Origin of the sequence: Burkholderia aenigmatica (assembly GCF_902499175.1) — a bacterium.
Taxonomy (GTDB): Bacteria; Pseudomonadota; Gammaproteobacteria; order Burkholderiales; family Burkholderiaceae; genus Burkholderia; species Burkholderia aenigmatica.
In genome coordinates, this window is record NZ_CABVQC010000013.1 from 87,725 (window position 1) to 114,606 (window position 26,882).

The window sequence follows — 26,882 nt, forward strand, 5'->3', positions numbered from 1 at the left end:
GCAGCCACATCGCCCGCATCAGACCACGGTAATCGCGAGCGCGCTTTCGCGATAATGCTTCGCAGCCTTGTCGGATTCACCGAGATGCTCGAACAGGCGTGCGAGCGCGCGATGCGCACGCACCTTCAGCGCCTCGTTGTCGGCCAGCTTCAGTGCCGATTCGAGGAACGACTGCGCCTTGCCCCACAGTTGCTGCTGCTGGCACAGGCGGCCGAGCGCGAACAGCAGATCGGCATCCTCCGGGTGATCCTTCTTCCACCCTTCCGCCTTCTGGATCAGCGGCAGCGCATCGGCGCCGGCCGTGTCCGGGTAACGGCGCAGCAGACGGGCATCCCAGTTGTGCGCAAGCGCGTCCTCGACGATGCGGCGCGCTTCGTTGCGACGTTCGAGCGGCACGAGCAGATCGGCCGCGAGATCGGCGAGACGCGGCGACTGGCGCTCGACCGGCGACAGCGACTGCCACACTTCGAGCAACGCGTCCGGGTCGTGCCGACGTTCGCGCAGCAGGTTTTCCGCGGCCTGCTGGCGCAGCCGCACGGCCGCGGCCGGATGCAGCGCCTCGCGCTTCTCGAGCGCCTTCGCGAGCTTCAGCACCTCGGCCCAGTTCTTCAGCTGCTGCTGCGCACGCAGTGCGACCTGCTGCGCATGAATGCGCTTGCCGCCCGCCTGCAGGTCGGCCAGCGCGGCGAGCGCGCCGTCGGCATCGCGCGCATCCGCGCGCATGTCCGCCGCGGCGAGCAGCCGTGCATCCTGCCACTCAGGTGCGTCGACCTTCGACAGCCAGTCGTCGCGGCGCGTGTACTCGTGCATCCGGTGCGCGGCGGTGGCCGCGACGAGACTCGCCGCGCCCTGGTTCGCATCGACCGACAGCGCTTCACGCGCGGCCTTCTCGGCGCGCGAGAAGCGGCCTGCGTACAGGTTCGCGATCGCGTCGCGCAGCGATGCCTGCGCCTTCTCGTTGCGCGAACGCGCCCGATACGCGGCGACCCGCTGCGGCATGCGCCAGATGTTGCGCACGATGCGCAGCAGCGCATACACAACGATGAACAGCACGACGATGGCGATCACGAACAGGTTCAGCGACACGTCGATCCGGTACGGCGGATAGACAAGCAGCACCTGCCCGGCGTCGAAACGGCCGACGGTGGCGAGCGCAGCGGCGATCGCGAACAGGACCGCGAGCCAGACGATTCCTCGAAGCGTCATCGTTACCCCCGGCTCTTGAACTGCTGAACGGCGTTCAGGCTCGTGTTCAGGTTCGGCACCGCAACCGTCAGCGATGCACCGTCAACCTGCTTGAGCAGATCCTCAACGGTCTGCGTGTCCTTCGATGCCTGGTCGAAATACTTCCCGAGCGACGCCTGCGCGGCGTGCAGGTCGGTCTTCATCGCGCCGTCGTTGCGTGCGAGCAGCGACAGGCGCGCGGTCAGCAGGCGCAGCTTCACGTTCTCGCGCACGAAGTAGCCCTGGTCGGGCGACGCGAGCATCGCGTCCGCGTTGTCGATCCGGCGCACCTGCACGAGCCCTTTCAACTGCTGGCCGAGGCCGGCCGAGAAGTCGTGCCACCACACCTTCCAGCGCGGCTCGCCGGCCACGGCCGACGACGCGGCGTCAGCCGGCGCGGCCTTCGGCGCTTCGTGCGGGACGATCGCCTCGCCGGACAGCGGCAGCGCGTCGATCTTCGCGATCGCGTCGTCGAGCTTGATCGCGAGACCCGTGAGATCGGCCGCCGGTGCGGCCTTCAGCTTCTCGATGTCCAGCGCGAGCGCCTTGCGCACCGTGACGGCCTGCGCGCTCTGCGACGTCGCGAGGCGTGCGTCGGCATTCTGCAGCGCGATCAGCGCAAGCTGCGTGTTGCCGGTCAGCTGAAGCTGCTGGCTCGCGCTCGACAGCATCTGGTCGACTTCTTCGAGCATCCACGCATCGCGGTTACGCGACAGGTCCTGGTATTGCTGCTGCAGCGCCTGCTGCGCGCTCTGTGCGTCGGCAAGCTTGCCGTCGAGCTGCGCGAGCTGCGTGTCGACCTGATGCGCGCTCGCGAGCGCCTGCTCGGTCTTCGTGCGCGTCTCGGCCGTCTGCGCATCGAGCGCCTTCTGGCGCGCGACGAACGTGCCGTCGAGCCGGTCGATCTTGCGGTTCAGCGCGTAGCCGCCGACGCCCGCCGCGCAGCCGAGCACGACGACGAAGAACCACAGCACCGCGCTGCCGCCGCGGCGCGCAGGCGGTTCGGACGCCATATAGGCAGGACGGGACGGCGGTGCGGATGCAGCGGCCGGCTGGGAAGCGACGCTTTTGGAATCGTTGGTATCTGTCATGCGTTTAGTCACCGGTGCGGCTGTCGCCGGTTGGACGGCCTCGTCGGCCATCGTTCGAAACGCGCGGACGATGCGCTCATCGCCCGCGCCGGTCAGCGTAATCCTATCAAAACCCAATGCACGCGCGGTCTGCTCGATCCGCGGATGCGGCGTCACGAGCGGCGCATGCTTCAGCGCATCGATCTCGGCATCGTTCAGGTGCGACCGCGCAAGTTCGTGCAGGTTGCGCACGCCTTCCGAGCTCGTGACGAGCCACGCATGCGGTTCGCCGTGGAGCAGCGCATGCACGCGCTCCCACGCGCCGACGCGCGGCTCGGGCACGACGCGCCGGTACGCGGCGACGAGCGTGACGTCCGCACCGGCCTCGCGCAGCCGCTCGGCGAGCCATTCGCGCCCGCCGTCGCCGCGCACGATCAGCACGCGCTTGCCCGCCAGCGCCTGCGCGCCGCCGAACGCGGCCTCGATGCACGCGAACAGGCTTTCCGAATCGTAATGGGGTACGCCGCCGTCGGCCGGCGCCTGCGGCGCGATCACGCGATGCGCGGGTGCCGCGATACCGTGCCGCTCGAGCGCCGCGACGCTGCCGGGCCCGACCACGCCGACCGGCAGCGCGTTCGGCCAGATCGCGCCGTACTGCGCGAGCGCGCGGTCGATCGCGTTCGGCGACACGAAAATCACCAGCGCGTAGTCGGCGAGCGCCGCGAACGCCGCGTCGAGCGGCGCCGGATCGTCGACCGGCGCAATGTCGATCAACGGAAATTCGAGCACGTCGCAGCCGGCCTCGGCCAGTTGCGACGCAAGCGCGCCGGACTGGCCGTCCGGGCGCGTCAGGACAGCGGTGAACGCGCGCGCGCCGCCCGCCATCAGGCGTCGCCCTTGCCGGCGGCCGGCGAGCCCGCGAGCAGCGCCTGGACGATGTCGAGCGCGCCTTGCGCCTCGAGTTCGTCGGACACGGCGCGGCCGAGCGCGAGCGCATCGGCGACGGTCACGACGGCCCCGCACTCCTCGGCCGTCAGCACGCGCTTGCCGTCGGTCGTCGACACGCGGCCCGTCAGGTACAGCTCGCCCGCACGCCACACCGCGTGCGCGGCGAGCGGCACCTCGCAGCTGCCACCAAGCGCGCGCGACACCATCCGCTCCGCCTCGACCGCGAGCGCGGTCTGCGGGTCGTGCAGCGGCGCGAGCCACGCGGCGACGTCGCTGCGGTGCGATGCGATCTCGATGCCGAGCGCGCCCTGGCCCGCGGCGGGCGGGCTCGCGTCGACGTCGAGCAGCGCGCGAATCCGCGCTTCGAGGCCGAGGCGCTTCAGGCCGGCGGCCGCGAGGATGATCGCCGCGTAGTCGCCGCGATCGAGCTTCGACAGGCGCGTGTCGAGGTTGCCGCGCAGCGGCAGCACGTCCAGGTGCGGGTAGCGCGAGCGCAGCATCGCCTCGCGGCGCAGGCTCGACGTACCGACCACGGCGCCGGCCGGCAGCGCGTCGAGCGACGCGTAGTCGTTCGACACGAATGCATCGCGCGGATCTTCGCGCTCCATGATCGCGGCGAGCGAGAAACCGTCGGGCAGCGCCATCGGCACGTCCTTCAGCGAATGCACGGCGAGATCGGCGCGGCCGTCGGCCAGCGCGGCCTCCAGTTCCTTCACGAACAGGCCCTTGCCGCCGACCTTCGACAGCGTGCGATCGAGAATCTGGTCGCCGCGCGTCGTCATCCCGAGGATTTTCACGTCACAAGCTGGATATAATTTGCGCAGCGCATCACGCACATGTTCGGCTTGCCACATCGCCAGGCGGCTTTCGCGCGAAGCAATCGTCAACGTCGTGGGCGACAGTGCCTGTTGCGGCCCGGCCGCAGGGGTCTCGGAATTCATTGCTGGAACATCGAAGAACGGGATTGAAGATCGAACAATGGTAGCACGCACGCCCCTGCCCGCCCGGGCCCGGAGCCTGCGCCCGGCCTGCCGCCGAGCGGGTCGCGGCGCCGATGTGCGGATGTGCCGCACGTAGCTGGTTGCTTGACCGCAGTTTCGCAGTTTCCGCAGTTCCTTTTGACTCGAGCTTTCCCAAGGAAACCCATCGTGAAGTCTTCCGGATCGGCGCGTACGGCGCGCCGCAATGCTGCCCTGTCCTCCTCCGACGCCTCGACGGACACCGTCGCCACCGCCGCGAACGGCCGTGCGAAAACGGCAACGAAACCGAAAGACCCGATACGTCAGACAAAACGCCCGGCGAAAACCGCCGGCCCGGCGGCCCGCACGGCCGGTGCGACGAAGTCCGGCACGCGCACGCGCGAAGACAAGGACGGCCCGCTGTTCGACGACATCCGCTTCCTCGGCCGCCTGCTCGGCGACGTCGTGCGCGAGCAGGAAGGCGACACCGTGTTCGACGTCGTCGAGACGATTCGCCAGACCGCGGTCAAATTCCGCCGCGAGGACGACAGCGAAGCCGCGCAGACGCTCGAGAAGAAGCTGCGCAAGCTGACGCCGGAGCAGACGGTGAGCGTCGTGCGCGCGTTCAGCTATTTCTCGCATCTCGCGAACATCGCCGAAGACCGTCATCACAACCGCCGCCGCCGCATCCACGCGCTGGCCGGCTCGGCATCGCAGCCCGGCACGGTCGCGTACGCGCTCGAACAGCTGAAGACGACCGGCAACGCGTCGAAGCGCCTGCTGCAGCGCTTCTTCGACGATGCCCTGATCGTGCCGGTGCTGACCGCGCACCCGACCGAAGTGCAGCGCAAGAGCATCCTCGATGCGCAGCACGACATCGCGCGCCTGCTCGCCGAGCGCGACCAGGAGCTGACCGGCCGTGAGCGCCAGTACAACGAGTCGATGCTGCGCGCCCGCGTCACCACGCTGTGGCAGACGCGCATGCTGCGCGACGCGCGCCTGACGGTCGGCGACGAAATCGAAAATGCGCTGTCGTACTACCGCGCGACGTTCCTCGACGAACTGCCCGCGCTGTACGGCGACATCGAGGCCGCGCTCGCCGAGCACGGCCTGTCCGCGCGCGTGCCGGCGTTCTTCCAGATGGGCAGCTGGATCGGCGGCGACCGCGACGGCAACCCGAACGTCACGGCCCCGACGCTCGACGAGGCGATCAACCGCCAGGCCGCGGTGATCCTCGAGCACTATCTGGAGCAGGTGCACAAGCTCGGCGCCGAGCTGTCGGTGTCGAACCTGCTCGTCGGCGCGAACGACGCCGTAAAGGCGCTCGCGGCAGCGTCCCCCGACCAGTCGCCGCACCGCGTCGACGAGCCGTATCGCCGCGCGCTGATCGGCATCTACACGCGCCTCGCCGCCAGCGCGCGTGTGCGCCTCGGCGAAGGCACGGTGCCCGTGCGCAGCGCGGGCCGCGGCGCGCCGCCGGTGCGCGCGATCCCGTATGCGGATTCCGAAGCGTTCGTCGCCGACCTGAAGGTGCTGACCGCGTCGCTCGACGAACACCACGGCACGTCGCTCGCCGCGCCGCGCCTCGCGCCGCTCGTGCGCGCGGCCGAAGTGTTCGGCTTCCATCTCGCGAGCATCGACCTGCGCCAGAGCTCCGACGTCCACGAAGCCGTGGTCGCCGAACTGTTCGCGCGCGCGGGCGTCGAGGCTGACTACGCGGCGCTCGCGGAGGAAGACAAGCTGCGCGTGCTGCTCGCCGCGCTTGCCGATCCGCGTCCGCTGCGCTCGCCGTACTTCGAATACTCGGCGCTCGCGCAGAGCGAGCTCGGCGTGTTCGAGAAAGCGCGCGAAGTCCGCGCGCAATTCGGCGCACGCGCGGTACGCAACTACATCATTTCGCATACGGAAACCGTCAGCGACCTCGTCGAAGTGCTGTTGCTGCAGAAGGAGACGGGCCTGCTCGAAGGCGCGCTCGGCGTACCGGGCAGCGATGCGAAGAACAGCCTGATGGTGATCCCGCTGTTCGAGACGATTCCCGACCTGCGCGACGCCGCGCGCATCATGCGCGAATACTTCGCACTGCCGGGCATCGACGCGCTGATCGCGCACCAGGGCGCCGAGCAGGAAGTGATGCTCGGCTATTCGGACAGCAACAAGGACGGCGGCTTCCTCACGTCGAACTGGGAGCTGTATCGCGCGGAACTCGCGCTCGTCGACCTGTTCCGCGACCGCAAGATCACGCTGCGCCTGTTCCACGGCCGCGGCGGCACGGTCGGCCGCGGCGGCGGCCCGACCTACCAGGCGATCCTGTCGCAGCCGCCGGGCACCGTGAACGGCCAGATCCGCCTGACCGAACAGGGCGAGGTGATCGCGAGCAAGTTCGCGAACCCGGAGATCGGCCGCCGCAACCTCGAGACGGTCGTCGCCGCGACGCTCGAGGCGACGCTCCTGCCGCAGAACAACGCGCCCGCGCAACTGCCGGCGTTCGAGGCCGCGATGCAGACGCTGTCCGATTCGGCGATGGCCGCGTACCGCGCGCTCGTCTATGAAACCCCGGGCTTCACCGACTATTTCTTCTCGTCGACGCCGATCACCGAGATCGCCGAGCTGAACATCGGCAGTCGCCCGGCTTCGCGCAAGCTGCAGGATCCGAAGCAGCGCAAGATCGAGGACCTGCGCGCGATTCCGTGGGGCTTCTCGTGGGGCCAGTGCCGGCTGCTGCTGACCGGCTGGTACGGCTTCGGCAGCGCGGTGAGCGCGTATCTCGACGGCGCGCAGGACGACGCCGAACGCACGAAGCGCGTCGCGTTGCTGAAGAAGATGAACAAGACCTGGCCGTTCTTCGCGAACCTGCTGTCGAACATGGACATGGTGCTCGCGAAGACCGACCTCGCGGTCGCGTCGCGCTACGCGCAGCTCGTTTCCGACCGCAAGCTGCGCAAGCACGTGTTCGAGCGGATCGTCGCGGAATGGGAGCGCACGTCGCAGGCGCTGGCGGAAATCACCGGGCACGAAGGCCGCCTCGCGACCAACCCGCTGCTCGCGCGCTCGATCAAGAACCGCTTCCCGTATCTCGATCCGCTGAACCACCTGCAGGTCGAGCTGATCAAGCGCCACCGCGCGGGCGACACGAACGCGCGGCTGCGCCGCGGGATTCACCTGACGATCAACGGGATCGCGGCCGGCCTGCGCAACACGGGCTGACCCGCATGCGGCGCGGCGTGATTCGGCGCCAACCGGCATCGTGAAAGCCGCGATACGCCACCGTACCCACGGTGCGTATCGCGGCTTTTTTCATGCGCCGGCGAAACAGTAGCGGCACACCGCGCGCTCAGTGCGCGTCGATCAGCAGCGCGTCGTGTTCGAACGAGCCGTCGGGCTGCACCGCGTAGTAGCCGCGCACCTCGTCCGGCGCATGCGCCCACAGCGCGCGAATGCCGGTGACGCTGTCGGCCGGCGTGCGGATCCGCGCGACCCACGTATCGAAATCGATCGGCAGGCGCCAGCGGCTGTGCACGTGCGCGTCGAAGCCGGCATCGCGGAACATCGCGAGCCATTCGTCCGCGCGGTAGTCGCGCACGTGCGACGCGTCGCGCAGCACTTCCGCGGCCTGCAGGTACGTATCGAGGAGCGGATGGTCGTTGCCGGCGATGTCGATCATCAGCACGCGACCGCCCGGTTTCAGCACACGGCGTACCTCGGCGAGCGCCGCGCGCATGTCGTGCCAGTGGTGTGCGCTCATCCGGCTCACGACCCGGTCGAACGTCGCCGTCTCGAATGGCAGCTGCTCGGCCGGGCCCTGCTGCGTACGAATGTTCGCGAGCCCGCGCTCGCGCGCAGCGGCGTCGACGGTCGCGAGCATCTGCGCGGCGAGATCGTAGGCGACCACGTCGCGCACGTGCGGCGCGACCGCGAAGCTCGCATGGCCGGCGCCGCAGCCAAGATCGAGCACCGCGGCATCGGGCGTCGCGCGCACCGCGTCGGCGAGCGTCTGCAGATCGGCGCCCGTCGCGTGGACCGTGCTCGTCAGATAGGCGGCGGCCGTCGTGCCGAATGCGTCGGCGACCTGGTCGTGGTGTTTCATCGTTCTCTCCTTGGTACCGTTGCCGGTGCGACAGACGCCTCAGTGCCTGTTCCGGCCCCATGCAACGCGTTTTGTGGGACGCCCGCTGCCGTGCCAGCGCGCGAGCCGCTACAATAGGCCTGCGTTTGTACCAGTACAAGTTAAGCAGTTATTCTGGTATTCGATACACCTGTCTGATCGTTGCCGCATCCCCGCTTCCCTTTCGCCGTTTCCGCATGAACCACCCGTCCTCCGCCCCCGTCCTGCCGCTCGACGCCACGCCCGCCCGTGCGCTCGGCGAATTCATCCGTGCCCACCGCGAGCGGCTGTCGCCGCAGGCCGTCGGCCTGCCGCCCGGCCCGCGCCGCCGCACGCCGGGGCTGCGGCGCGAGGAAGTCGCGCAGCTGTGCGGCGTCAGTCCGACCTGGTACACGTGGATCGAACAGGGCCGCCCCGTGTCCGCGTCGGCCGACGCGCTCGCGCGGATCGCCGTCGCACTGCAGCTGTCGAAGGCCGAGCGCGCGTACCTGTTCGAACTGGCCGCGCAGCGCGACCCGGCCGAGCCCGACGTCGCGGGCGGCGACCTGCCGCCGACGCTCGCCGCGACCGTCGCGGCAATCGCGACACCTGCGTACGTGCTCGACCGGCAATGGAACGCCCTCGCATGGAACGCACCGGCCGCCGCATTGTTCTCCGGCTGGCTCGATGGCGAGCACGACCGCAACCTGCTGCGCTTCACGTTCATGTCGCCGGCCGCGCGCACGCTGATCGTCGACTGGGAAACCCGTGCGCGGCGGCTCGCGGCCGAATTCCGCGCCGATTCGATCCGTCACCTGACCGATGCGCCCACGCGCGCGCTGATCGACGCGCTGACCGCCGGCAGCGACGCCTTCGCGCAGTACTGGGCATCGCAGGACGTGTTCGAACGCGAAGGCGGCCTGCGCGAATTCGACCATCCGGCCGACGGCCGCCTCGTGTACCAGCAGATCACGCTGAAGCCCGCGCACCGCGAGGACCTGAAGCTGGTGGTGCTGGTGCGCGACTGAACGGGCCGGCCTGCGCCGGCGCCGGCCACGGCCGGCAAGCCGCCGCGAACGGCCGCGCGCCGCGGCGGGCAGGCCCGCGAATGTTAGAATCGCGGGATCCCTCGGCGGCGCACGCCGCTCAATCTCCCTTCGAAGAATCGCCATGACGTCCCAACTGCACAAAAAGGGCGAGGCCTGGTCGGCCCGCTTCTCGGAACCGATGTCGGAGCTGGTCAAGCGCTACACGTCGTCGGTATTTTTCGACAAGCGCCTCGCGCTCGTCGACATCGCCGGCTCGCTCGCGCACGCGAACATGCTCGCCGCGCAGAAGATCATCAGCGCCGACGACCTGGCCGCGATCGAACGCGGGATGGCGCAGATCAAGGGTGAAATCGAGCGCGGCGAATTCGAATGGCAGCTCGACCTGGAAGACGTCCACCTGAACATCGAAGCGCGCCTGACCGCGCTGATCGGCGACGCCGGCAAGCGCCTGCACACGGGCCGCTCGCGTAACGACCAGGTCGCGACCGACATCCGCCTGTGGCTGCGCGGCGAGATCGACCGCATCGGCGGCCTGCTGAACGACCTGCGCGGCGCGCTGCTCGACCTCGCGGAACAGAACGCCGACACGATCATGCCGGGCTTCACGCACCTGCAGGTCGCGCAACCCGTCACGTTCGGCCACCACCTGCTCGCGTACGTCGAGATGTTCTCGCGCGACGCGGAGCGCATGCGCGACTGCCGCACCCGCGTGAACCGCCTGCCGCTCGGCGCGGCCGCGCTCGCCGGTACGAGCTACCCGATCGATCGTCACGCCGTGGCGAAGACGCTCGGCTTCGACGGTATCTGCGCGAACTCGCTCGACGCGGTGTCCGATCGCGACTTCGCGATCGAATTCACGGCCGCCTCCGCGCTCGTGATGACGCACGTATCGCGTTTCTCCGAAGAACTCGTGCTGTGGATGAGCCCGCGTGTCGGCTTCATCGACATCGCCGACCGCTTCTGCACCGGCAGCTCGATCATGCCGCAGAAGAAGAACCCGGACGTGCCTGAACTCGCGCGCGGCAAGACGGGCCGCGTGAACGGCCATCTGATGGCGCTGCTGACGCTGATGAAGGGCCAGCCGCTCGCGTACAACAAGGACAACCAGGAAGACAAGGAACCGCTGTTCGACACGGTCGACACCGTCGCCGACACGCTGCGGATCTTCGCCGAGATGGTTGCCGGCATCACCGTGAAGCCGGACGCGATGCGCGCGGCCGCGCTGCAGGGCTTCTCGACCGCCACCGACCTCGCCGACTACCTCGTGAAGCGCGGCCTGCCGTTCCGCGATGCGCACGAAGCCGTCGCGCACGCCGTGAAGATCTGCGACGACCGCGGCATCGATCTCGCCGACCTGACGCTCGACGAGATGAAGCAGGATCTGCCGAACGTCGCGCACCTGATCGGCGAAGACGTGTTCAGCTACCTGACGCTCGAGGGTTCGGTCGCCAGCCGCAACCACCCGGGTGGCACCGCGCCCGACCAGGTACGTGCAGCGGTCAAGGCTGCGCGCGCCGCGCTCGGCCAGTAAGCCCGCTGTTCCGGACGGACGCCTTCGGCGTCCGTTTTTCATTCGGGCGGCCGTCGCGCCGCCCATCGCCTTCCCTGCTTCCCGAATGCCGCCGATGACCTTTTCCGCCGCGCTCTTCGACATGGACGGCCTGCTCGTCGATTCCGAGCGGACCATCATGAACACGTGGATCGACGTGTCGAATACACACGGCGTCACGCTGACCACCACCGACTACCTGCAGATCGTCGGCCGCTCGTTCGCCGAGGGCCAGGTCATCCTGGCGCGGCTGATCGGCAACCCCGATACGTTCGACGCGGTGCGCACCCGCGTGCGCGAGCAGCTCGCGGCGCCCGAACCGCATCCGAAGTTTCCGCTGAAGCCCGGTGCGTTCGCGCTGCTCGACGCACTCGCGCAGGCCGGCATTCCGTGTGCGGTCGCGTCGTCGTCCGCGTGCGACGTGATCCGCGCGCGGCTCGACGCGGTCGGTGTGCTGCCGTTCTTCCGCGCAATCGCGGGCGGTGACGAAGTCGCGCGCGGCAAGCCCGACCCGGCGGTCTACCGGCTCGCGGCCGAACGCCTCGGCGTGCCGGCACACGCATGCGTCGCATTCGAAGACAGCGACTTCGGCGCGCAGTCGGCCGCCGGTGCCGGCGCATCGGTCGTCACCGTGCCCGACCTGAAGGCGCCGACGCCCGAAATCGTCGCGCTGAGCCTGCATGTGCTCGCCTCGCTCGACGATGCGGTCGCGCTCGTGCCGTCGTGGTTCGGCGGGCACGATACGCAGCGGCCCGCGTAGATCACCTGCGGCTCAATGCAAAACGGGCACCCGAGGGTGCCCGTTTTGCCGTATCGGCGCACAATCGGCGTCGCGCTTGCGCTTATTGGTTGCCGGCCGTTTCCGACAGCCGCTTCATCGTCGCGATGCGCGCGCCGATCAGGTCGACGCGGCCCTCTTCGCCGACGAGCGGCGCCGTCGCATCGCGGAACCCGACCCACGCGCGCTGCGCGCGGACGAGCGTCGCGGCCGAATGCGCGGGCATCTTGCGGCGCAACTTCTGGTAATAGCGGTTCAGGTCGAACAGCGCGTGCTCGCATGCGGCGTCCTGTTCGCACGGCCGCACGCGGCGCACGGCCGGATCGCGCGGGGCGTTCGCCGGCTTGCCGTTCGGTTTGGCCGCGCTCGGGGCATCGCTCGGACTGCCCTGCGCGCCGCTCGTCGCAGCGACCGGCACGGCAGCGGGCGGCGGCGCATAGCGATCCGCCGCGGCGCGCAGCGCCAGCGCGCGATCGCGCACGGGCTGCAGCTGCAGGTCGGCACTCGACATCGCGTACGACGTGCCGCGCGTCGTGTCATACACGGCCTTCAGCAGATGCACTTCGTCCTTGCGCCACGTGAGCCAATGGCGCTGGCTGTCCTGCCAGCCACGCTTCGCGTCGGCCGGCGCATCCTTCAACAGGCGCTGATACGCGCCGTCCACCACGGCCTGCCACTGCTGCTGCGTTTCGCCCATGCACTGGATCTGGCCGGCCGGCGAAGACCGGTCGCGCCGCGCGAGGCATTGCCGCATCGCGACGTCGATCGGGTCGGCCGCCGCGACTTCCGCATGCGCGACACCCACGCCCGCCAGCCCGGCCGACCCTGCCGTCCAGACGACGAGCGCGGCCAGCGCCGCGCGCATCGCCTGGATTCGTCCGTGCGTCGCCATCAGTCGCGCACGCAGTCGACGAAGTACTCGACACGGCCGTTCACCTCTTCCGCGACGAGGCCGTGGATGTCGGTGTGGAAGCCCGGGAAGCGCTCGTTGAAGTCGCGCGCGAACCGCAGGTAGTTCACGATCGTCTTGTTGAAGCGCTCGCCCGGGATCAGCAGCGGGATGCCCGGCGGGTACGGCGTGAGCAGGATGCTCGTCACGCGGCCTTCGAGCTCGTCGAGCGGCACGCGGTCGATCTTGCGGTGCGCGAGCTTCGCGAACGCGTCCGACGGCTTCATCGCCGGCTCCATGTCCGACAGGTACATCTCCGTCGTCAGGCGCGCGATGTCGTTCGCACGGTACACGTCGTGGATCTGCGCGCACAGGTCGCGCAGGCCGACGCGCTCGTAGCGCGGATGCTGCGCGACGAATTCCGGCAGCACGCGCCACAGCGGCTGGTTGTTGTCGTAGTCGTCCTTGAACTGCTGCAGCTCGGTCACCATCGAGTTCCAGCGGCCCTTCGTGATGCCGATCGTGAACATGATGAAGAACGAGTACAGGCCGGTCTTCTCGACGATGATCCCGTGCTCGGCCAGGTACTTCGTGACGATCGCGGCCGGAATGCCGGTCTCGCCGAACTCGCCGTCGACGTCGAGCCCCGGCGTGATGATCGTCGCCTTGATCGGGTCGAGCATGTTGAAGCCTTCCGCCAGCGGGCCGAAGCCGTGCCAGTGGTCGTTTGGCTTCAGCATCCAGTCTTCGCGCGAGCCGATGCCTTCTTCCGACAGGTTGTCCGGGCCCCACACGCTGAAGAACCAGTCGTCTCCGTATTCGGCGTCGACCTTGCGCATCGCGCGGCGGAAGTCGATCGCCTCGGCGATCGATTCCTCGACGAGCGCGGTGCCGCCCGGCGGCTCCATCATCGCGGCCGCGACGTCGCACGACGCGATGATCGCGTACTGCGGGCTCGTCGACGTGTGCATCAGGTACGCCTCGTTGAAGCGGTGCTTGTCGAACGTGCGGTTCTCCGAATCCTGCACGACGATCTGCGATGCCTGCGAGATGCCCGCGAGCAGCTTGTGCGTCGAGTGCGTCGCGAACACGAGCGCGCCGGTACGCGGACGGCCGTCGCCGATCGCGTGCATGTCGCGGTAGAAGTCGTGGAACGTCGCGTGCGGCAGCCACGCTTCGTCGAAGTGCAGCGTGTCGAGCAGGTCGCCGAGCAGGTCCTTGATCATCTCGACGTTGTAGACGACGCCGTCGTACGTGCTCTGCGTGATCGTCAGGATGCGCGGCTTCATGTCCGGGTTCTCGCGCATCGCTTCGCGCGCGAACGGGTTCGCCTCGATCTTCTTGCGGATGTTCTCCGGCTTGAATTCGTCGCGCGGGATCGGCCCGATGATCCCGAAGTGGTTGCGCGTCGGCGTCAGGAACACCGGGATCGCGCCCGTCATCGTGATCGCGTGCAGGATCGACTTGTGGCAGTTGCGGTCGACCAGCACGATGTCGCCCGGTGCAACCGTCGCGTGCCAGACGATCTTGTTCGACGTCGACGTGCCGTTGGTCACGAAGAACAGGTGGTCCGCGCTGAAGATGCGCGCCGCGTTGCGCTCGGACGCCGCGACCGGGCCCGTGTGGTCGAGCAGCTGGCCGAGTTCGTCCACCGCGTTGCAAACGTCCGCGCGCAGCATGTTCTCGCCGAAGAACTGGTGGAACATCTGGCCGAGCGGGTTCTTCAGGAACGCGACGCCGCCCGAGTGGCCCGGGCAGTGCCACGAGTACGAGCCTTCATCCGCGTACTTGACGAGTTCCTTGAAGAACGGCGGCGCGAGCGAGTCGAGATAGACCTTCGCCTCGCGGATGATGTGGCGCGCGACGAACTCCGGCGTGTCCTCGAACATGTGGATGAAGCCGTGCAGCTCGCGCAGGATGTCGTTCGGCAGGTGGCGCGACGTGCGCGTCTCGCCATACAGGAAGATCGGGATGTCCGCGTTGCGGCGGCGCACTTCGGTGACGAACGCGCGCAGCTCGATGATCGCGGTCGCGAGCTCGGGCAGTTCGCCGTCCGGGCCGGTCTCGCCGAGCATGAGTTCGTCGTCGTCGATCGACAGGATGAAGCACGACGCACGGCTCGATTGCTGCGCGAACGACGTCAGATCACCGTAGCTCGTGAGACCGAGGACTTCGACACCCTCCTTCTCGATCGCTTCGGCCAACGCCCGGATGCCGGAGCCCGAGATGTTCTCGGAGCGGAAATCTTCGTCGATGATGACGACGGGGAAACGAAACTTCATGGGCGATTCTCCAAAAAGAACGACCGCGGCGCGTCACGCGCAGCGGTCACCCGGAAACTGGTGAGACGTTATGCAACCAGATCAGGTTTTCGGCAGCGTGACACCGCGCTGCCCCTGATACTTGCCGCCGCGATCCGCGTACGACACGTCGCACACTTCGTCGCTCTCGAAGAAGAGCACCTGCGCGACGCCTTCGTTCGCGTAGATCTTCGCGGGCAGCGGCGTGGTGTTCGAGAATTCCAGCGTGACGTAGCCTTCCCACTCGGGTTCGAACGGCGTCACGTTGACGATGATCCCGCAGCGCGCATAGGTCGACTTGCCGAGGCAGACCGTCAGCACGGTGCGCGGGATGCGGAAATATTCGACGGTGCGGGCCAGCGCGAACGAGTTCGGCGGGATGATGCACACGTCGCCCTTGAAATCGACAAACGAACCCTCGTCGAAGTTCTTCGGATCGACGATCGTCGAGTTGATGTTCGTGAAGATCTTGAATTCGTCTGCACAGCGGATGTCGTAGCCGTAGCTCGACGTGCCGTAGCTGACGATCCGGCGACCGTCCTCGGACGCGCGGACCTGATCGGGCACGAACGGCTCGATCATCTTGTGCTCTTCGGCCATGCGCCGAATCCACTTGTCGGACTTGATGCTCATATCAGGGCGCCTGGAAACGCTGCGTGACAGTCGGTGAGGGCCAGACCCGCGAGGCGGCGGCCAGGAAAGGCGCACATTTTACGCGATCATCGACCGGCGCACGCGGCGCCCGTCAACGGATCACGCCGCAAGCGAGCGCGGGTCCCGCGCCATGTTGCGGAAACGCGGGATCGCTCGCTTCGCGGTGCACCAGCGCCGCGCGGTTCATCGCCGAGCGCACGCCATCGAGGGCCAGATCGGGCGCGACGATGAAGCCGGCCGCGACGCCATTCGCGTCCGCGTGGATGTTGCCGAGATCGCCGGCGACGCGGGCACCCGCGCGCAGCCGGTCGGCGGCCGGCGCGAACACCTGGCCGGCGCTCGAGCCGTCGCCCGCGTTGCAGTCGCCGCGTTCGTGTACCTGTAAAGCGTGATCGCTGTTCGGTGGCAGGCCGGCCAGGTTGTAGGTAACCTGCACGCCGTCCGGACGCTCGACGAAGGTCACCGCGCCGCGCGCTTGCGAGCCGACCGTCGGCAGCAGTTGTGCGTCGGCCCGTTTTTCGTGCGACGAGGAAAAGGAGGTGCAGCCGGCCAGCAGGCCCAGCGCGGCGGTGGCCAGCAGCGCGCACCGCACGCGGCCGGCGCGCACGCCGTGATGTCGTTGTTTCATTCGATCCTCATGCCGGCTGGCGGCCGTTTGACACGACGGCCGCGCCGGGCGGGTAAAGGGACCCGGGAAAAGTCGCCATGATACCGCGCCTCGCGGCGCCGTAAACAGCGTGAGGCCCCGCCCCGCAAGGGTTTTACGTATTTTGAACAACGATCGACGGGAACTTCGACGTCATGTCGCGCGATCGCTCGGCAATTGCCAGCGCGACCCCGCGCGCGATCTCGCGGTAGCGGCGCGCCAGCGCGCCGTCCGGATCCGCCACGACCGTCGGCGTGCCGCTGTCGGCGCGCTCGCGGATCGCGATGTCCAGCGGCAGGCTGCCGAGCACGTTCACGCCGTAGTCCTTCGCCATCCGCTCGGCCCCGCCGGCGCCGAAGATGTGCTCTTCGTGGCCGCAGTTCGAGCAGATATGGATGCTCATGTTCTCGACGATGCCGAGGATCGGAATCCCGACCTTCTCGAACATCTTCAGGCCCTTCTTCGCGTCGAGCAGCGCGATGTCCTGCGGCGTCGTGACGATCACCGCGCCCGTGACCGGCACGCGCTGCGCGAGCGTCAGCTGGATGTCGCCGGTGCCGGGCGGCATGTCGACGATCAGGTAGTCGAGCTCGCGCCAGTTGGTCTGGCGCAGCAGTTGCTCGAGCGCGGAGGTCGCCATCGGGCCGCGCCACACCATCGGGTTGTCTTCCTCGATCAGGAAGCCGATCGAGTTTGCCTGCAGCCCGTGGCCGACGAGCGGGTTCATCGACTGGTTGTCGGGCGACTCGGGACGCTGGCCGTGGATGCCGAGCATCGTCGGCAGCGACGGACCGTAGATGTCGGCGTCGAGGATGCCGACCGACGCGCCTTCCGCGGCAAGCGCGAGCGCGAGGTTGACGGCCGTCGTGCTCTTGCCGACGCCGCCCTTGCCCGACGCGACCGCCACGATGTTTTTCACGTTCGGCAGCAGTTTCACGCCACGCTGCACCGTATGTGCGACGATCTCCTGCGACACCGCGATGCGCGCATCGCGCACGCCGGCCACGGCCTGCAGCGCCGCGGTGATGCGTGCGCGCACGTCGTCGTGCTGGCTGCGCGCGGGATAACCGAGCACCACGTCGAGCGCCACGACGTCGCCGTCGATCGCGACGTTGCGCACGCCCTTGTTCGCCGCATACGGGCGGCCGGTATTGGGGTCGACGACAGCCGCCAAAGCGGCGTCGACTTGTGCCCGGTCAATGCTCATCGAAACTCCGTGAAAACGTTTTTCTCGCGCGCAAACGTCAAAAAATATCAAATTACGCTGCGAAAATCGGGAAAAGTGAAAGAATCTGTTGCACGCCATTGCGCGAACGCGCGACCCGGCGCACTCTTCGCGTGCGGCATGCTATAGGGCCAAATCGGCCACTTACCGCCTATATTGTAGAGGCTGACGCGTCGCACTGTCCCAACAGCCACGCTGACGGACAGGGCATGCGGCCACCTCGGCGGCTGCCGCGAGTGCAGGCCTGCCCTCCTTTTTCGGGCGGCCCGCACTGGGAGCCGTAACTGTTGTTGTCGTCGTTGTCGACTCGTTCAACCAAGAGAGGAATCCAAGATGAACATGAAAATCGCGACCCGCTTGTCCGTCTTCGCATTGGCCGGCGCACTGCTGGCAGGCTGCGCCACGCAGCAAGGCAACAACGCGGCCGTCGGTACCGGCACGGGTGCGGCGCTGGGCGCAGGCATCGGCGCGCTGGCAGGTGGCGGCAAGGGCGCGGCGATCGGCGCGGGTGTGGGCGCACTGGTCGGCGGCGTGACGGGTTACAACTGGCAGGCGATCAAGAACAAGCTCGCACCGTCGGCAGCGCAGACGGGCACGCAAGTGACCGAGCAGCCGGACGGCTCGCTGAAGCTGAACGTGCCGAGCTCGGTGACGTTCGCGACGAACCAGTACGCGATCACGCCGGCCTTCACGCCGCTGCTGAACGACCTGGCGACGACGCTGAACCAGAACCCGCAAGTGACGGCATCGATCGTCGGCTACACGGACAGCACGGGCTCGGCCCAGCTGAACCAGACGCTGTCGCAAAACCGCGCGCAAAGCGTCGTGAACGCACTGGCACAGCGCGGCGTGAACGGCGGCCGCCTGTCGGCGCAAGGCATGGGCGCATCGAACCCGATCGCGGACAACGCGACCGAAGCCGGCCGCGCACAGAACCGCCGCGTCGAAATCTACCTGCGCGCAGCACAGGCGCAGTAAGCGCACGACGAGGAGAAGGCGCGGGCCCGCCGCTCGCGCCACCCCGCCGGGCAAGGCTTCCGGCGGAGCCGGTAACAAATCGAAAAAAATTTCGAACTTCTGTCGCGGCCCGTGGTCAGTATTTACGGTACGCGGCTGGTGTTGCCGGCGCGTCACCATTCTCCTCTTGTCGTTGTTGCTCCGGGGCCGTATCCGCCCCGGTTTTTTTTGCCCGCAGAATTCGTGCTGCATCGCAGCACATCACCGTCGGGCCCGCCGCTTGCGCGGCCCCGCCCGTTTCGGCGCCCGTTCGAGGGCGCCTGCCCGCGTCGCTGACGCGCGCCCCTGCTAGAATCGCAGTTTCCCGTCGTTTTTCCGCCGTCCTCTACAGACCCTATGTCCGCATCCGACCTCACTTCCGTGCAGGCTGCGGCGCCGCAAGGTGGCCGCCAGATCCTCGTTACGTCCGCACTGCCCTATGCCAACGGGCAGATCCACATCGGCCACATGGTCGAGTACATCCAGACCGACATCTGGGTGCGGACGCTGCGAATGCATGGCCATGAGGTCTACTACATCGGTGCCGACGATACGCACGGCACGCCGATCATGCTGCGCGCGGAGAAGGAAGGCCTGACCCCGAAGCAGCTGATCGATCGCGTGTGGGCCGAACACAAGCGCGACTTCGACAGCTTCGGCGTGTCGTTCGACAACTTCTACTCGACCGATTCGGACGAGAACCGCGTGCTGAGCGAGAAGATCTACGTCGCGCTGCAGGAAGCCGGCTTCATCGCCGAGCGCGAGATCGAGCAGGCCTACGATCCCGTCAAGGAGATGTTCCTGCCGGATCGCTTCATCAAGGGCGAGTGCCCGAAGTGCCACGCGAAGGACCAGTACGGCGACAACTGCGAAGTGTGCGGCTCGACCTACCTGCCGACCGAACTGCTGAACCCGTATTCGGTCGTGTCGGGCGCGACGCCGGTGCGCAAGACGTCGAAGCACTACTTCTTCCGCCTGTCCGATCCGCGCTGCGAAACGTTCCTGCGCGAATGGGTGAGCGGCCTCGCGCAACCCGAAGCGACCAACAAAATGCGCGAATGGCTCGGCGACGCTGGCGAAGCCAAGCTCGCCGACTGGGACATCTCGCGTGACGCGCCGTACTTCGGCTTCGAGATCCCGGGCGCGCCCGGCAAGTATTTCTACGTGTGGCTCGACGCGCCGGTCGGCTACTACGCGAGCTTCAAGAACCTGTGCGACCGCAACGGCATCGACTTCGATGCGTGGGTCCGCCCGGGCTCGACCACCGAGCAGTATCACTTCATCGGCAAGGACATCCTGTACTTCCACACGCTGTTCTGGCCCGCGATGCTCGAGTTCTCGGGCCACCGCACGCCGACCAACGTGTTCGCGCACGGCTTCCTGACGGTCGACGGCGCAAAGATGTCGAAGTCGCGCGGCACGTTCATCACTGCGCAGAGCTACATCGACACGGGCCTGAACCCCGAATGGCTGCGCTACTACTTCGCCGCGAAGCTGAACGCGACGATGGAAGACATCGACCTGAACCTCGACGACTTCCAGGCGCGCGTGAACAGCGACCTCGTCGGCAAGTACGTGAACATCGCGAGCCGCGCGGCAGGCTTCCTGATCAAGCGCTTCGACGGCCGCGTGCAGGACAGCGCGATGAACCATCCGCTCGTCGCGAAGCTGCGCGATGCGATTCCGCAGATCGCCGCGCACTACGAAGCACGCGAGTACGGCCGCGCGCTGCGCCACACGATGGAACTCGCGGACGAAGTGAACGCGTACGTCGACGGCGCGAAGCCGTGGGATCTCGCGAAGGATCCGGCCAACGCAGTCGCGCTGCACGAAACCTGCAGCGTGAGCCTCGAGTCCTTCCGCCTGCTGTCGCTCGCGCTGAAGCCGGTGATGCCGCGTGTGGCCGAAGCCGTCGAATCGTTCTTCGGGATCGCGCCGCTCGCTTGGGCCGATGCCACGAAGCCGCTGTCGTCGGCACAGCCGATCAAGGCGTACCAGCACCTGATGACGCGCGTCGACCCGAAGCAGATCGAAGCGCTGCTCGCCGCGAACCGCGATTCGCTGCAGGCCGAAGCCACCGGCGCGGCCGCCGCGAGCGCGAATGCCGCGAAGGATGCGAAGAACAACGCGAAGGCGAATGCGAAGCATGCGGTCGTGAACGGCGCGGACGACGCACCGATTTCGATCGACGATTTCGCGAAGATCGACCTGCGCATCGCGAAGATCGTCGCGTGCCAGGCCGTCGAGGGCTCGGACAAGCTGCTGCAGCTCACGCTCGACGTCGGCGAGGAAAAGACCCGCAACGTGTTCTCGGGCATCAAGTCCGCGTACCAGCCCGAGCAGCTCGTCGGCAAGCTGACCGTGATGGTCGCGAACCTCGCGCCGCGCAAGATGAAGTTCGGCCTGTCCGAAGGGATGGTGCTTGCCGCGTCGGCCACCGACGAGAAGGCGGAACCGGGCCTCTACATCCTCGAGCCGCACAGCGGCGCGAAGCCCGGCATGCGCGTGAAGTAAGCCGCACGCCCTGCCGCTTGCGAAAAAAAGCCCCGCACGATCCGTGCGGGGCTTTTTTCATGGCTGTTCGGCGCGCCGCGCGCGCGCGGCGTCACTGCCGAACCAGCGATCGAAGCGCCGCGTGTAGTTCAGGTCAACGCCCTGGAACGTGCCGCCGTACGCGGACACCGACCAGAAGCGCGTCAGGTTGATCGTCGCCTTGAACGCGTTGGCCGCCGATTGCAGCCCCTGCTCGAAGCCGAGCACGAACCGCTCGTTGATCGCCTTCGACACCAGCACGACCTGCGGATCGGTCAGGCCGACTTCGCTGCGGCCGACCGAGACCTCGTCGAGACCGAAGGTCTGCGCGACGCGCTTGCCGGTCACGCTGCCGAGCAGCCCGAGCGCTGCCGTCATCGCCCCCTGCTGGCCCACGTTGTTGCCCTGGTCGGTGCCGTGCCCGAACAGCAGCCACGACAGCTTTTCGTTGTCCGTGACGTTCGGCTCCGACACGAGCTTGACCGTCAGCGACTGTATCGTGCCCGTCACCTGCACGCCGGCCTCGACCTCCTGGTTGCGCCGCATCGCGAGGATGTTGACGCCCGGGTTAGACACGGGGCCGTTGAACGTGAAGAAGCCGTTCTCGATCGCGAGCTTGCGGCCGAACGACGTATACGTCGATCCTTCGGTCACGCGCACGTTGCCGACCGCTCGCAGCGGCACGCCCGGCGCGCTCATCACCGTGATCGTGCCGCGCAGCCCGAGATCCGCGCCGTGGCCCTTGAAGCGGAAGTTGTTGCCGAGGCCGATGTCGATGTTCGCGCGCGGCGCGAGCGACGGCGCCGGCTTGTCCTCGGCCGGCTTCGGCTTCGCGACCGCGGTGCCGGTCGGCGTCTCGCCGCGCACCGTGCCGCCCGGCTGCACGATCACGACGTCGTCCGACAGGTGCGGCGCCGATTCCTCGGGCAGGTCGAACAATGCGCGGTCGACGACGAACTTGCCGTCGATCGACAGCGCGCCGCGTGGCCCGTCGTTCGCGACGGTTGCCTTGCCCGACAGCGACAGCTTGCGGTCCGGCGCCGCGAACAGTTCGAGCTTGTCGGCGACGATGCTCGCGGTCAGGTCGGGCGCCTCGCCGTCGAGGCGCACACGGCCAAGCGCGCGCAGCGTGCCATCGCCGCCGTGAAATTCGACCTGCTGAAATTCGACGAGGTTGTCCGACAGCTTGATGCGCACGATACCGTCCTTCAACTGCACGCCCTGGTCGATGAGCGTCGCGGACAAATCGTCGCCCGTCAGCATCCCCGACAGGTTCGGCTTCACCGGCGTGCCGCCGACCGTCAGCTTCAGCGCCGCGCGCCCGCCGAGCAGGTAGCTCGGCCCGAACAGGTTGCCAGTCGTCTTCAGCGCCGGGATGTCGGCGTCGATGCGGCCCGACAGCGGGCCATCGTTGACCACGCCGAACATACCGTCGCGCAGCGCGAACGGCACGATGACGTTCGCGTCGAGCGTGCCGATCCGGTTCGCCTTCGCGAGCGCCGTCACGTTGAGCCGGTTACCCGGTGTGAAGCTCGCGCGCGCCGACAGGTCGGTCAGCCCCAGCGATGCGATGCCGCGCCCGCTCTCGATCGTCACATCGCCGCCGCGACGCTTCACCTGCACGTAGCCCGTCGCGTTCGCGCCGAGCGAGAAATCCCAGTCGGCATCGAGCACGACGTCGGTCCGCACCGGCGGCCGCTGGCCCGTCAGCTCCTGGCGGACCTCGAGGAAACGCGCGACTGACGCGCCGCTCACGGAGCCCGCCGAGCGCATCTGGCCGTGATCGAACACGAACGACTTCAGATCGATCGCCGCGCCTTCGAGCGTGAGCCGCGTCGCGCCGAGCGTCACGCGGCCGGCGCCGGCCGATACGGTCAGCGGCGACTGCAGCGCAATGGCCGGCGTGCCGCGGTTCGCAAGACGCGTCACCGTGCCGTCCCAGCGCATCCCGTTGCGGTTCTCGACCACGCCGCCGTTCGCCGCGAGCGTCAGGTCGATCACGCGGCCGTCGGCCATCCCGAGCGCCGACGCGTCGAGCGTGTGCTTCGCGCGCGTGCCGTCGAGGTTCGCGCGCAGCGACTTCAGCTTCAGCGAGCCGAGCGCGATGTCGGACGCGTCGGCCGTGAACACGAGCGCGCCGTGCGCGCCGTCGCGGATGTCCGCACGCCCCTGCGCGGTACCGATCCGGTTCGAGCCGACGACGACGTGCTCGGCCTTGTAGGTGGCCGTCACGTTCGGGTGCGCGAAGCTGCCGGTCAGGTCGCCCTGCGCCTGCACGAGCCCTTCCACGCCGAAACCGAGCCGGTCGAGCTGCGGCGCGTCGACGACGAAGCGCAGCCGGTCGCCGGGCGCGCCGAAGCTGCCGCGCAGGTCGACGTGGTTGCCCGCGATCGACAGGTTCGCGTTGCTCGGCAGAATGCGCGAGCCGGCGAGCTGCACGACCCCGGCGCCGGTCAGCGGCACGCCGTCGTACAGGCTGTCGCCGAGCTTGAAGGTCGCCTTCGTCGATACCTGCGGCGCGAACGCGCCCGACGCCGTCAGCGTGCCGGACACGCGCGTCTCGCCGCGCTGGGCCGGCGCCTTCGCGACCTTGGCGGGCGCCTTGCCGCCCCCCGCCTTCGGCGCGCTCATCGCGGCGAGCAGCAGCGGATCGAATGCGGTCAGCGTCGCCTTCGCGTCGTAGCTCGAATGCGCATCGTGGCGGAACACGCCCGTCAGGTCGATCCGGCCCTTGCCCGCCGTCACGCGTGCGTCGGTCAGCACGGTCTGCTGCGGCGTCAGCGCGACCTTCGCGCGTGCGCCGAGCGCGAGCTTCGGGTCGTTCAGGTTGAAGTCGACGGTCGTCACGTCGCCCGCGAGCGTCACGCCGAGCGGGCCACCCAGGCGCATCGGCCGCAGCTCGGCGACGAACGCGTTCAGGTCGAGGTTCGCGACGTTCAGGTCGAAGCGGCCCTTGCCGCCCGCAAGCGTGCCGTTGCCCGTCACGCTGCCGTCGCGGATCAGCTTCAGCGCGAGCGCGTCGATCCGCTGCGCGTGCGCGTCGAGATGCACGTTCGCGTGCGCGTCGATCACCGGCAGCAGATGGTCGCCGAGCGTGCCGGGTTTCGCGTTGACGATCGACACCGGGCCCGTCACCGCGAAACCCTTCGCGGGCGCGGACCCGGCCGGCGCGGTCACGGGCGCGAGTTCCGCGCGCACCGCGAGATCGGCGGCCGGTGCGCCGGGCGCGAGCGCCTGCGGGTTCACGTGATCGAACGCGAGCGACGCGCGCGTGAGCGGCACCGCGCCAAACGGCGCGGCCTCGACGTGCGCGCGCCCGTTCAGCTTCATCCCGCTCGCGTCGACGTCGGCGACGAGCGCCTCGAGCGAGCCCGACACCCGCGCACGCGCATCGACCGGCTCGTCGGACAGCTTGCCCGCATACGTGGCTTCGCCCGTCAGCGCGAACGGCTTCACGCCGTCGAGCTTCGCGCGCGCGGTCAGCGCGCCGTACGGCGTATCGACGCCGTCGAGCACAAGTTCATGGTGACGGCCGTCGCTGCGGCCGTTCAGCGCGAGATGGTCGAGCTGGGTCGTCGAGCCGCCGTCGTGGATCGCCAGGCGATCGACGCGCAGGTCGTCGATCCGCAACTGCAGCGGCAGGCTCAGGTCCTGCGGCGTCGCACTCGGTGTCGGCGGCCCCGGTGCGATCCGCACGTCGATCGTGCCGGCGCGAAGATAGGCGATGGACAGCCGCCACGGCGCGCGGGTCAGGGCCCAGCGGCCGTCGAGCCGGTCGATGCGGATTTCGGTACCGGTGCCGTCGGGGCTCGTCCACGCGAACCCGCGCAACCGCACGCCGGTCGCGAGCGAGCCGCCGTCGAGCGTGCCCGCGAGCCGCGCGCCGAGCACGCGCTCGGCCACCTGCCACGCGAGCCGCGTGCCGTGCTCGGTCGTCACCGCGGCCAGCACGAGCCCGGCCGCCAGCACGACGAGCAGCACGACCGTCGCGAGCGTCCACGCGACGAACCGCCCGATGCGCGCAACGGGCCCGCTGCGCGGCACGCGCGGCGGCGCGTCGGGCGCGCCGTCGGGCGAGTCCGGATCGTGAGGCGGCGGCGTGTCGTTCGGGTCCTTCGTCATGCGGTTTGTCGATGAAGCGGTACGGTCAGAAAGCGATGCCGAGCGTCAGGTACGGGCGCACGCTATGGTTGCGCAACCCGTATGCGAGGTCGACGTTGATCGGGCCGACGGGGCTGCGCCAGCGCGCGCCGACGCCGACACCCGGGTAGAACACGCGCTCGCCCCACGCATCGGTGGCGGTGCCGATGTCGAAGAACGTCGCGGCGCCCCAGTCGCGGTTGAACCAGTGCTGGTATTCGGCGGTGCCCGTCATCAGGTACTTGGTCGGCAGCACGGATCCGTCGACGTTGTTGCCGATGCTCTGGTAACCGTAGCCGCGCACCGAGTTCGAGCCGCCCGCGCGGAACAGCAGCGACGCCGGCACGCCGGTCGAGCTGCCGCTCGTGAATACGCCGCCGAGCTCCGCGCGGAACACGAACAGGTCGCGCTTGCCGATCGGCAGGTACTGCTGGCCGCGCGCGTAGCCGCGGACGAAGGACTGGTCGGTCAGCACGCCCTTGACCGCGAAGCCGGCCTCGGCGTGGATCAGGTTGCCGGAACGCGGGAACAACGGATCGTCGACGTTGCGGCGCGTCCACGCCCATTGCGGCACCAGCGCGCGGCTCGTGGTCGGCCCCGCGCCGTTCTGGTCGAGCCGGTCCTGGTAGAACATCAGCGAATACGAATAGTCGATGAACTGGCCGGTGCGCGTGCGCTGCGCGCCGACCCGCGCGCTGTAGATGCGCGTGTCCGACACGTTGGTGTTCGTGTACGACGCGAGCACGCTGTTGGTCCAGCCCTTCTCGCCCGGCGGCATTGACAGCTGGACCTGCCCGTATTGCTGGATCTGGTCGAGCCGGCCCGACACGGTGAGCGGCCACGCGGCGCCGAACGTGTCGAGATACGTATAGGAACCCTGCACGTGCGGCCCGGTATCGGTGGCAAAGCCGACGCCGCCACGGATGTTGTTGTACGGGAACTCGCTGACCTTCACGTGCACGGGCGTGCGCTCGGGCTTCGCCGTATCGTCGCCGACGTCGATCGCGACGCTCGCGTAGTACGGCGTGTTCTGCAACTGCCGCTGCAGTTCGGCGATCCGCTGCACGTCGTAGATCTCGCCTTCCGACAACGGATTGACGTTCGTGACGATCTTTTTCGGATAGCGCCGCACGCCGTCGACGTCAACCTTGCCGATCGTGAACGTCGGGCCGCTGTCGAACGTGACCGCGAGTGTCGCGCGCTGCGTGCGCGGGTCGATGCGCGCCTCCGACGACGCGATCTTCGCGCCGAGATAGCGGCGCGACTGCAGTTGCTTGAGCGCCGCGCCCTTCGCGCCGTCCCAATCGGACTGCGTGAACGGATCGCCCGGCTTCAGCGAAAACGCGAAACGGGTCGCGGCTTCCTGCTTCGGATCCTCGGTGTCGATCGGCCCCTTGAACGTCAGGTCGACGGTCGACACGACCGTCTGCTTCCCCGGATCGACCGCGATGCGTACGTCGCGCTTGCCGTCGTGCGTGCGCACGTCGGTGCGCACGACCGGCGAGAAATAGCCGGCCGTCGCGGTCAGGTCGCGCACCTGTTGCGGCGTGGCGGTGACGAGGAAGTCGAACTGGTCGTCGCTGATGTCGTCGCGCTTCGCGAAGCGCGCGATATCGAGATGCGACTTGAGCAGCTTGCGAACCGAGCGCGGCGCGTCGATGTCGACGTCGTACTTCGCATGGGCCGGCAACGCGAAGCACGCGGCGAGGCAACCCGCGACGGTCACCCGCGCGGCACGGGCCGCGGCGGCGGCGCGATTGCATTCCACGCGCGAGCCCGCGTCATGTACCGTGTGTGCTTGCTGGTTCGACTGCCCCGCCAAATATGACCTCGCCCTCGGTT

General features: G+C 68.4%; 17 protein-coding genes. 6 read left to right on the top strand and 11 right to left on the bottom strand.

Annotation, left to right across the window (positions count from 1 at the left end; genetic code table 11):
- Positions 1-18: 18 nt before the first annotated feature.
- Genes BDO18943_RS12060 through hemC form a run of 3 tightly spaced genes read right to left on the bottom strand, consistent with a single transcriptional unit; the run spans position 19 to position 4,183 of the window.
- Positions 19-1,206, bottom strand: a complete 1,188-nt coding sequence (locus tag BDO18943_RS12060) for a heme biosynthesis protein HemY (RefSeq protein ID WP_174941658.1) — start codon at positions 1,204-1,206, stop codon at positions 19-21.
- A gap of 2 nt (positions 1,207-1,208) precedes the next feature.
- Entirely contained in the window at positions 1,209-3,179 is a 1,971-nt protein-coding gene (gene hemDX, locus BDO18943_RS12065; RefSeq protein ID WP_175022464.1) for a fused uroporphyrinogen-III synthase HemD/membrane protein HemX, read from the bottom strand.
- Positions 3,179-4,183, bottom strand: coding sequence for a hydroxymethylbilane synthase (gene hemC / locus BDO18943_RS12070; RefSeq protein ID WP_043189779.1), 1,005 nt, complete (start codon positions 4,181-4,183; stop codon positions 3,179-3,181). The genes hemDX and hemC overlap by 1 nt, the downstream gene beginning before the upstream one ends.
- 207 nt (positions 4,184-4,390) lie before the next feature.
- Here hemC and ppc point away from each other — a divergent pair, with 207 nt between their 5' ends.
- On the top strand, positions 4,391-7,405 hold the full coding sequence (gene ppc / locus BDO18943_RS12075; RefSeq protein ID WP_175022465.1) for a phosphoenolpyruvate carboxylase: 3,015 nt from the start codon (positions 4,391-4,393) through the stop codon (positions 7,403-7,405).
- A 127-nt stretch (positions 7,406-7,532) separates the two neighbouring features.
- On the opposite strand, the gene BDO18943_RS12080 is transcribed toward ppc, so the two are convergent.
- Positions 7,533-8,285 (bottom strand): class I SAM-dependent methyltransferase, encoded by a 753-nt coding sequence (locus BDO18943_RS12080; RefSeq protein WP_175022466.1) that lies wholly within the window; start codon positions 8,283-8,285, stop codon positions 7,533-7,535.
- Positions 8,286-8,500: 215 nt separating this feature from the next.
- Here BDO18943_RS12080 and BDO18943_RS12085 point away from each other — a divergent pair, with 215 nt between their 5' ends.
- The 3 genes from BDO18943_RS12085 (at position 8,501) to BDO18943_RS12095 (ending at position 11,640) form a co-directional block, all read left to right on the top strand.
- Positions 8,501-9,310: a helix-turn-helix transcriptional regulator gene (locus tag BDO18943_RS12085; RefSeq protein WP_043189788.1), complete on the top strand. Its 810-nt coding sequence runs from the start codon at positions 8,501-8,503 to the stop codon at positions 9,308-9,310.
- Positions 9,311-9,452: 142 nt separating this feature from the next.
- Positions 9,453-10,862 carry an argininosuccinate lyase gene (gene argH, locus BDO18943_RS12090; RefSeq protein WP_175022467.1) on the top strand — a complete coding sequence of 470 codons (1,410 nt, stop codon included), beginning with the start codon at positions 9,453-9,455 and terminating at the stop codon, positions 10,860-10,862.
- A gap of 94 nt (positions 10,863-10,956) precedes the next feature.
- Positions 10,957-11,640 carry an HAD family hydrolase gene (locus BDO18943_RS12095; protein ID WP_175022468.1) on the top strand — a complete coding sequence of 228 codons (684 nt, stop codon included), beginning with the start codon at positions 10,957-10,959 and terminating at the stop codon, positions 11,638-11,640.
- 82 nt (positions 11,641-11,722) lie between these two features.
- Here BDO18943_RS12095 and BDO18943_RS12100 read toward each other — a convergent pair whose 3' ends face one another.
- The 5 genes from BDO18943_RS12100 to apbC all read right to left on the bottom strand — a co-directional run bounded on the left by BDO18943_RS12100 (position 11,723) and on the right by apbC (position 17,354).
- Positions 11,723-12,550, bottom strand: a complete 828-nt coding sequence (locus BDO18943_RS12100) for a lysozyme inhibitor LprI family protein (RefSeq protein WP_175022469.1) — start codon at positions 12,548-12,550, stop codon at positions 11,723-11,725.
- Positions 12,550-14,829 (bottom strand): arginine/lysine/ornithine decarboxylase, encoded by a 2,280-nt coding sequence (locus tag BDO18943_RS12105; protein WP_043189799.1) that lies wholly within the window; start codon positions 14,827-14,829, stop codon positions 12,550-12,552. The genes BDO18943_RS12100 and BDO18943_RS12105 overlap by 1 nt, the downstream gene beginning before the upstream one ends.
- Before the next feature lie 81 nt (positions 14,830-14,910).
- Complete coding sequence (gene dcd / locus BDO18943_RS12110) at positions 14,911-15,480, bottom strand: dCTP deaminase (RefSeq protein WP_006398615.1); 570 nt, start codon at positions 15,478-15,480, stop codon at positions 14,911-14,913.
- A gap of 112 nt (positions 15,481-15,592) precedes the next feature.
- A complete protein-coding gene (gene sodC / locus BDO18943_RS12115) occupies positions 15,593-16,129 on the bottom strand; it encodes a superoxide dismutase [Cu-Zn] (protein WP_175022470.1) in 537 nt (178 codons plus the stop codon).
- Between the two features lie 133 nt (positions 16,130-16,262).
- Positions 16,263-17,354 carry an iron-sulfur cluster carrier protein ApbC gene (gene apbC / locus BDO18943_RS12120; protein WP_043189804.1) on the bottom strand — a complete coding sequence of 364 codons (1,092 nt, stop codon included), beginning with the start codon at positions 17,352-17,354 and terminating at the stop codon, positions 16,263-16,265.
- A 351-nt stretch (positions 17,355-17,705) separates the two neighbouring features.
- On the opposite strand from apbC, the gene BDO18943_RS12125 reads away from it, so the two are divergent.
- Both BDO18943_RS12125 and metG read left to right on the top strand, forming a co-directional pair.
- Complete coding sequence (locus tag BDO18943_RS12125) at positions 17,706-18,350, top strand: OmpA family protein (protein WP_043189806.1); 645 nt, start codon at positions 17,706-17,708, stop codon at positions 18,348-18,350.
- 375 nt (positions 18,351-18,725) lie between these two features.
- Positions 18,726-20,882: a methionine--tRNA ligase gene (metG, locus tag BDO18943_RS12130; RefSeq protein WP_175022471.1), complete on the top strand. Its 2,157-nt coding sequence runs from the start codon at positions 18,726-18,728 to the stop codon at positions 20,880-20,882.
- A 57-nt stretch (positions 20,883-20,939) separates the two neighbouring features.
- Here the strand turns inward: metG and BDO18943_RS12135 are convergent, their stop codons facing one another.
- Positions 20,940-25,022, bottom strand: a complete 4,083-nt coding sequence (locus BDO18943_RS12135) for a translocation/assembly module TamB domain-containing protein (RefSeq protein WP_175022472.1) — start codon at positions 25,020-25,022, stop codon at positions 20,940-20,942.
- 25 nt (positions 25,023-25,047) lie between these two features.
- A complete protein-coding gene (locus BDO18943_RS12140; protein WP_175022473.1) occupies positions 25,048-26,862 on the bottom strand; it encodes an autotransporter assembly complex protein TamA in 1,815 nt (604 codons plus the stop codon).
- Between the last annotated feature and the right edge of the window lie 20 nt (positions 26,863-26,882).

Coding starts and splice junctions, on each gene's coding strand:
- argH (WP_175022467.1), top strand. CDS start 9,453: ATGACGTCCCAACTGCACAAAAAGGGCGAGGCCTGGTCGGCCCGCTTC.
- dcd (WP_006398615.1), bottom strand. CDS start 15,480: ATGAGCATCAAGTCCGACAAGTGGATTCGGCGCATGGCCGAAGAGCAC.
- apbC (WP_043189804.1), bottom strand. CDS start 17,354: ATGAGCATTGACCGGGCACAAGTCGACGCCGCTTTGGCGGCTGTCGTC.
- BDO18943_RS12085 (WP_043189788.1), top strand. CDS start 8,501: ATGAACCACCCGTCCTCCGCCCCCGTCCTGCCGCTCGACGCCACGCCC.
- BDO18943_RS12060 (WP_174941658.1), bottom strand. CDS start 1,206: ATGACGCTTCGAGGAATCGTCTGGCTCGCGGTCCTGTTCGCGATCGCC.
- metG (WP_175022471.1), top strand. CDS start 18,726: ATGTCCGCATCCGACCTCACTTCCGTGCAGGCTGCGGCGCCGCAAGGT.
- hemDX (WP_175022464.1), bottom strand. CDS start 3,179: ATGGCGGGCGGCGCGCGCGCGTTCACCGCTGTCCTGACGCGCCCGGAC.
- BDO18943_RS12100 (WP_175022469.1), bottom strand. CDS start 12,550: ATGGCGACGCACGGACGAATCCAGGCGATGCGCGCGGCGCTGGCCGCG.
- BDO18943_RS12080 (WP_175022466.1), bottom strand. CDS start 8,285: ATGAAACACCACGACCAGGTCGCCGACGCATTCGGCACGACGGCCGCC.
- hemC (WP_043189779.1), bottom strand. CDS start 4,183: ATGAATTCCGAGACCCCTGCGGCCGGGCCGCAACAGGCACTGTCGCCC.
- BDO18943_RS12105 (WP_043189799.1), bottom strand. CDS start 14,829: ATGAAGTTTCGTTTCCCCGTCGTCATCATCGACGAAGATTTCCGCTCC.
- BDO18943_RS12135 (WP_175022472.1), bottom strand. CDS start 25,022: ATGACGAAGGACCCGAACGACACGCCGCCGCCTCACGATCCGGACTCG.
- BDO18943_RS12125 (WP_043189806.1), top strand. CDS start 17,706: ATGAACATGAAAATCGCGACCCGCTTGTCCGTCTTCGCATTGGCCGGC.
- sodC (WP_175022470.1), bottom strand. CDS start 16,129: ATGAAACAACGACATCACGGCGTGCGCGCCGGCCGCGTGCGGTGCGCG.
- BDO18943_RS12095 (WP_175022468.1), top strand. CDS start 10,957: ATGACCTTTTCCGCCGCGCTCTTCGACATGGACGGCCTGCTCGTCGAT.